Origin of the sequence: Saccharomonospora iraqiensis subsp. iraqiensis (assembly GCF_000430445.1) — a bacterium.
In the GTDB taxonomy this organism is placed as follows: Bacteria; Actinomycetota; Actinomycetes; order Mycobacteriales; family Pseudonocardiaceae; genus Saccharomonospora; species Saccharomonospora iraqiensis.
Genome location: NZ_KE387068.1, coordinates 3,995 through 8,763 on the forward strand (window position 1 = coordinate 3,995; position 4,769 = coordinate 8,763).

A 4,769-nucleotide genomic window follows, 5' to 3' on the forward strand; every position below is an offset into this window, starting at 1 on the left:
GGCGCGGTCCGCCGCGTCCCCCGCGCGGGCCCCCGGAGCCGCGGTGCCGCTTCTTCCCACCGCTCGGCTTCCGGGGTGGGGACTTGCGGGAGGCCGCCTTGCGGGTGGGGGCGGTGTCGCCGTTCTGCCCGCTTTCCGACTTCGTCGCCGGTGCGGGGGCCCGGGTGCGTCCGCGCGTGCTGTTCGGGGTGCGCCCGCGGACGATGCCGATGAACAGGTCCATCAGCTCGGTGGTCCCGTCCTCGGGCCACGCCAGCGCGACCCGTGACTGCGGGGCGTCCGTGAGCGGCCGGTAGGTGAGGTCCTTGCGGTGGTGCAGCCGGGCGAGGGACTGCGGGACGACGAGCAGCCCGACACCGGCCGCGACGAGCTCGACGGCGTCGCCGGTCGTGGCCGGGCGCTCGACCGCGGGCAGGCCGGGCGGGCCGTCCCAGTCCAGCACGTCGTCCAGCGGGTGCAGCACGACGTCGTCGGCCAGGTCGTCGCCGGAGACCTCCTCGGCGGCGGTCACGAGATGGTCCTTCGGGGTCACGACCACCGTCGTCTCGGTGTACAGCGGGATGGTGTGCAGCCCCGTGCGGTCGGTCGGCAGCCGCAGCAGCGCGGCGTCGACGATGCCCTCGCGCACCGTGTCGGCGGCGTCGGCGGCGGTGACCCGGGTGAGCGACAGCGGGACCCGCGGTGCCCGCTCGTGCCACCGGCGCACCCACTTGTCGGGCGTGACCCCGGGGACGTGGGCGAGGGTGAACGAGAGGCGTTCGTCCGGATCCGGCACGCCGCCAGGCTACCGGACGGGCGGTACGCCGAGCGCGGGTCGTGGACCCCGGACGGCTACCCTCGGGGCATGGCGTCGCAGAAGACCTCCCAGACGATGAAGCCCGAGACCGCGGCGAAGAAGCTGAACGTGTACCTCCCGGCCACGCCGGAGGAGTTCCGGTCCGGTGTGGTCTCCCGCGACGAGCTGAACGCCCTGCAGGCCGACCCTCCGGAGTGGCTGCGGGACCTGCGCCGCGACGGTCCGCACCCCCGGCAGGTCGTCGCCGCCCGGCTCGGGGTGTCCAACAGCGCCCTCGCCCGCAACGGGATCAGCGAGGCGCTCACCACGGCGGAGATCAACGCACTGAAGGCGGAGATGCCCGAGTGGCTGCAGCGGGAACGCGCCACCCAGGCCGAGGTCCGCGAGGAGGCGGCACGCCTCAAGAAGCGCGACGCCGAACGCGGCAGCCCGGACGCCTGACGGACCGTCGGTCGCGCTTCCCCCCTACCGGCGGGGCCCCGGCGACAACTCCCAAACCCGTCGTTTTCCTCCGGCCGTACCGGACGTCGACGTCACCCGTCCGTGTGCCCTTCTTCGGTTTGTGCTCTCCGGCCCGCGGTAGTGGGCCAGGCTGCTCCGTCGAGTAGGGCGACGGACGGGGAGGACACCAGATGCCCGACGTGGATATTCGAAGTCGACCGGACGGAAGCAAGTACCCGATCCCCAAGAAGCGGGGTGGCGCCGTCGCGGCTGCCGCCGGAGTCGGGCTTCTTGTGGCCTCGGGCGGTGTGGGTGGCGTCGGGGCGGGCGGTGTGGCAGGTGGCTCCGCCGTACTCTCCAGCGCCGAGTCCGCCGTGGTGCGGGCCATCCAGTCGAAACTCCCGAAGGCGAAGCGGACGGCCCGTCGGTCGGGCCCCGCGAAGGCGTGGCGGCAGTTGCGCCTGCGGAAAGGGCGTCAGCGGGAGGACTCGGCGGCCGAGTGCCGCACGGTGTCCTTCGGGCAGGTACAGGACTTCCTCACCCGTGAGTCCTGCCGCACCGTACGACGCTTCCAGTATCCGCTGACCGACGACGAAGGTGACGTGATCACTGTCCTGGTCTCGCGCGTGCACTTCACCACGGGCAGCGACGCCGTCGCGTTCAAGCACCTCATCGACCGGCACGGCACGGGCGACATCCGGCCGGTGGTTCCGGTCGTCCGGTTCACCGGACACCACTACGACTCCGACCGGGACGGCAGCACCGTCCTCGTCGCCGAGGCCGAATCACTCGACGGGACCTCGCCGGCGGAGGTGCTGCAGGCGACCGCCGACGCGGCGATCGCGCTCGCACCACGATGAGCAGCCGACGTCGGACGAGTTCACTTCACGCCGGTGCCGACGTTGACGTCGGCGTGCAACACGGCCGAGGGGCGGTCCCCGGAGCGCTCGCGCAGCAGGCCGTCCAGCACCCGCAGCACCTCCGTGCGTTGGTCCTCGCTCAGGCCCGCGACGAGCCGGGCGCCGATGGGGTTGCTGGTGGCGACCTCGTTGACGAGGTGCGTGGGTGAGTCGACGGTCATGTCCCAGGTGATCGTGTCCACGGTCACGTCGTGCAGTCCCGCCGCGGTGAGCCGTTCGCGGAAGAGGTCCCGGTCGGCCAGTTGGAACGGGGGCGGTGGTGGGTCCATCGGCGGGCCGGTGAAGTCGGGCACGGCGGCCCGGGCGGCGTCGAGCAGGAAGGTGAGGAACTCGACCTTCGGCAGCGGGCCGAAGGCGGCCACGAGCACCGTCCCGCCGGGCCGGGTGACCCGCACCATCTCGGCCAGGCCCGCGTCGAGGTCGGGCAGCATCGTCACGCCGTTCTGGGACGCGGACACGTCGAACGTGTCGTCCGGGAAGACCAGCGCACGGGAGTCCAGCACCCGGCCCTCGACGTCGGTGAGCCCCTCCGCGCGGGCGCGGGCGACCAGCCGCTCGATCATCGCCGGGGCGATGTCGGTGGCGACCACCTGGGCGCCCCGGCGTGCGGCCGGGATGCTCAGGGCCCCGGTGCCCGCGGCGACGTCCAGGAACCGGGTCCCGGGTCCGATCTCCACCCGGCCGAGCGCGACGTCGCCGTGCCGGAGACTCTCCGGGGTGATGAACTCGTCGTAGCCGGGTGCGAGTGCGTCCCACGCGTCGGCCACCTGGTCCGGCGGCGGTGTGTCGGTCATGGTCGGTCAGGCTTCGGTGGTCCCGTAGAAGCGGGCGTCCGGCCGGGTGGGCGGCGGCATCGGCGCGCTGGTGGTGGTGCCTTCGTGGTAGCTGAACTCGCCGTTGCCGTCCGGGGTGGGGCCGGAGGCCCACGGCCCCTCGGAGGCGTGCTGCCCGTCGCTGAAGTTCAGGTACTGGTACGACACGTCCGTCTGTTCCCTGTCCTGCGGGAAGCTGCTCGGCACCGGAAGCTGCTCGACCCCGTTCTCCCGCAGCTCCGCGGCCGCGGCGAGCCACTGGTTCTGGTGCATGGTGTCCCGCGCCAGCAGGAAGGACAGCAGTTCCCGGACCCCGTGGTCGTCGGTCATGTGGTACAGCCGGGCGACCTGCGTGCGGCCCTGCATCTCGGCGTTGGCGTTCGAGGTGAAGTCGGCCAGCAGGTTGCCGCTCGCGGTGATGTAGGCGCCCTGCCACGGGTTGCCCATGCTGTCGACGGGCCGTGCCCCCGCACCCGCCACGATGGCGTGCTGGACGTCGGTCCCGCCGACGACGGCCGCGACCGTGGGGTCGGCCTGCACCGCCTCGTCGGTGACGCCCAGCGGGGACTTCTCCAGCAGTTGGGCGATCATGGTGGCCAGCATCTCGACGTGGCCGAACTCCTCGGACCCGATCCCGAAGACCAGGTCCCGGTACTTGCCGGGCACGTGCATGTTCCAGCCCTGGAACATGTACTGCATCGCCACGGTGATCTCACCGTACTGGCCGCCGAGCACCTCCTGGAGCTTGCGCGCGTACACCGCGTCGGGCTGCTCCGGGCTCGCCTTGAACTGCAATTCCTGCCGGTGGAAGAACATGCGGGGTGACTCCCTCTCGCGGGCCGTCGGGTGCGGGTCGTGGTCGCGTGCATTCCCGGTCCGCCCACCGGTGAACCGACGCGTCACCGGAAGGGAGCACCGGGGCGCGGGCAGCTGTGGTGCTGCCCGTCCCGGGCCGTCCCGTCCGGGCGCGCGCCCCTATCCGGCGGGCCGGAACGCCGCCGCGGCGGCCTCGGCGATGGTCTGGTCCTGTTCCCCGGTACCGCCGCTCACGCCGACGGCGCCGACGACCGTTCCCTCGTGCTTCAGCGGGAGCCCCCCGGCGAAGATCATCACCCGGCCGTGGTTCGAGGCGTGGATGCCGAAGAACTGCGCGCCGGGTTGCGCGTTCTCCGCGAGATCGGCGGTGGCGATGTCGAACGCGCGGGAGGTGAAGGCCTTGTTGATGGAGATGTCGACGCTGCCGAGCCACGCGCCGTCCATCCGCGCGTGGGCGACCAGGTTGCCGCCCGCGTCGACCACGGCGATGTTGGCGGGCTGCCCGATCTCCTGCGCCTTCTTCTCCCCACCCGCGATGATCTCGCGTGCCTCGTCGAGCGAGACCGACGGCTGATTCCGCACGGCTGTCACCTCCGTTGTCGCGTGTCCGGCACTCGTGTCCGGTGCGTACCCGGGTGGACACGGACGAAACACGGGGGTGCCCGCCCGGGACGGTGGAGGTGCTCCCGCGCGCCGGCCCGGTCGGCGTGGACTACGTCGGATCTCGCGGTCGGGTCGGGTCCGTTGTCATGGGACGACGCGATTCGGGGAACGTAGGGTGCGAGCCACGACCACCGACGAGGGAGGCGACGATGTCCACGAACTCCGTCGACACCGTGTCCGAGATCGAGACCGGACTGTTCATCGACGGCGAGTCCCGGACGGCCGGTGACGCGCTGCGGATCGTCGACCCCGCGGACGGCACGTCGGTGGTCGGCCGGGCCGCCGCGGCGACGGCGGAACAGGCCTCGGCCGCGGTCGCCG

Annotated in this window: 6 protein-coding genes; 2 read left to right on the forward strand and 4 right to left on the reverse strand. The window is 72.4% G+C overall.

Annotated elements, in window-relative coordinates; genetic code table 11:
• On the reverse strand, window positions 1–775 hold a 775-nt coding region (locus ACTIR_RS22060), incomplete at its 3' end, for a LysR family transcriptional regulator substrate-binding protein (protein WP_034238741.1).
• Between the two features lie 69 nt (window positions 776–844).
• Here ACTIR_RS22060 and ACTIR_RS0106750 point away from each other — a divergent pair.
• Both ACTIR_RS0106750 and ACTIR_RS0106755 read left to right on the forward strand, forming a co-directional pair.
• Entirely contained in the window at window positions 845–1,237 is a 393-nt protein-coding gene (locus ACTIR_RS0106750) for a DUF5997 family protein (protein WP_026453689.1), read from the forward strand.
• Between the two features lie 332 nt (window positions 1,238–1,569).
• Window positions 1,570–2,097: a hypothetical protein gene (locus ACTIR_RS0106755; protein WP_233345841.1), complete on the forward strand. Its 528-nt coding sequence runs from the start codon at window positions 1,570–1,572 to the stop codon at window positions 2,095–2,097.
• A gap of 20 nt (window positions 2,098–2,117) precedes the next feature.
• Here ACTIR_RS0106755 and ACTIR_RS0106760 read toward each other — a convergent pair whose 3' ends face one another.
• From ACTIR_RS0106760 to ACTIR_RS0106770, 3 genes are all read right to left on the reverse strand, one after another.
• Window positions 2,118–2,951, reverse strand: a complete 834-nt coding sequence (locus ACTIR_RS0106760) for a class I SAM-dependent methyltransferase (RefSeq protein ID WP_026453691.1) — start codon at window positions 2,949–2,951, stop codon at window positions 2,118–2,120.
• A gap of 6 nt (window positions 2,952–2,957) precedes the next feature.
• Complete coding sequence (locus ACTIR_RS22065) at window positions 2,958–3,785, reverse strand: manganese catalase (RefSeq protein WP_052583746.1); 828 nt, start codon at window positions 3,783–3,785, stop codon at window positions 2,958–2,960.
• A 159-nt stretch (window positions 3,786–3,944) separates the two neighbouring features.
• Window positions 3,945–4,367 carry a GlcG/HbpS family heme-binding protein gene (locus tag ACTIR_RS0106770; protein WP_026453692.1) on the reverse strand — a complete coding sequence of 141 codons (423 nt, stop codon included), beginning with the start codon at window positions 4,365–4,367 and terminating at the stop codon, window positions 3,945–3,947.
• Window positions 4,368–4,769 lie beyond the last annotated feature (402 nt).

What these genes read in the sequence shown, in the direction of transcription:
- ACTIR_RS22065 (WP_052583746.1), bottom strand. Translation starts at nt 3,785, where the DNA reads ATGTTCTTCCACCGGCAGGAATTGCAGTTCAAGGCGAGCCCGGAGCAG.
- ACTIR_RS0106760 (WP_026453691.1), bottom strand. Translation starts at nt 2,951, where the DNA reads ATGACCGACACACCGCCGCCGGACCAGGTGGCCGACGCGTGGGACGCA.
- ACTIR_RS0106750 (WP_026453689.1), top strand. Translation starts at nt 845, where the DNA reads ATGGCGTCGCAGAAGACCTCCCAGACGATGAAGCCCGAGACCGCGGCG.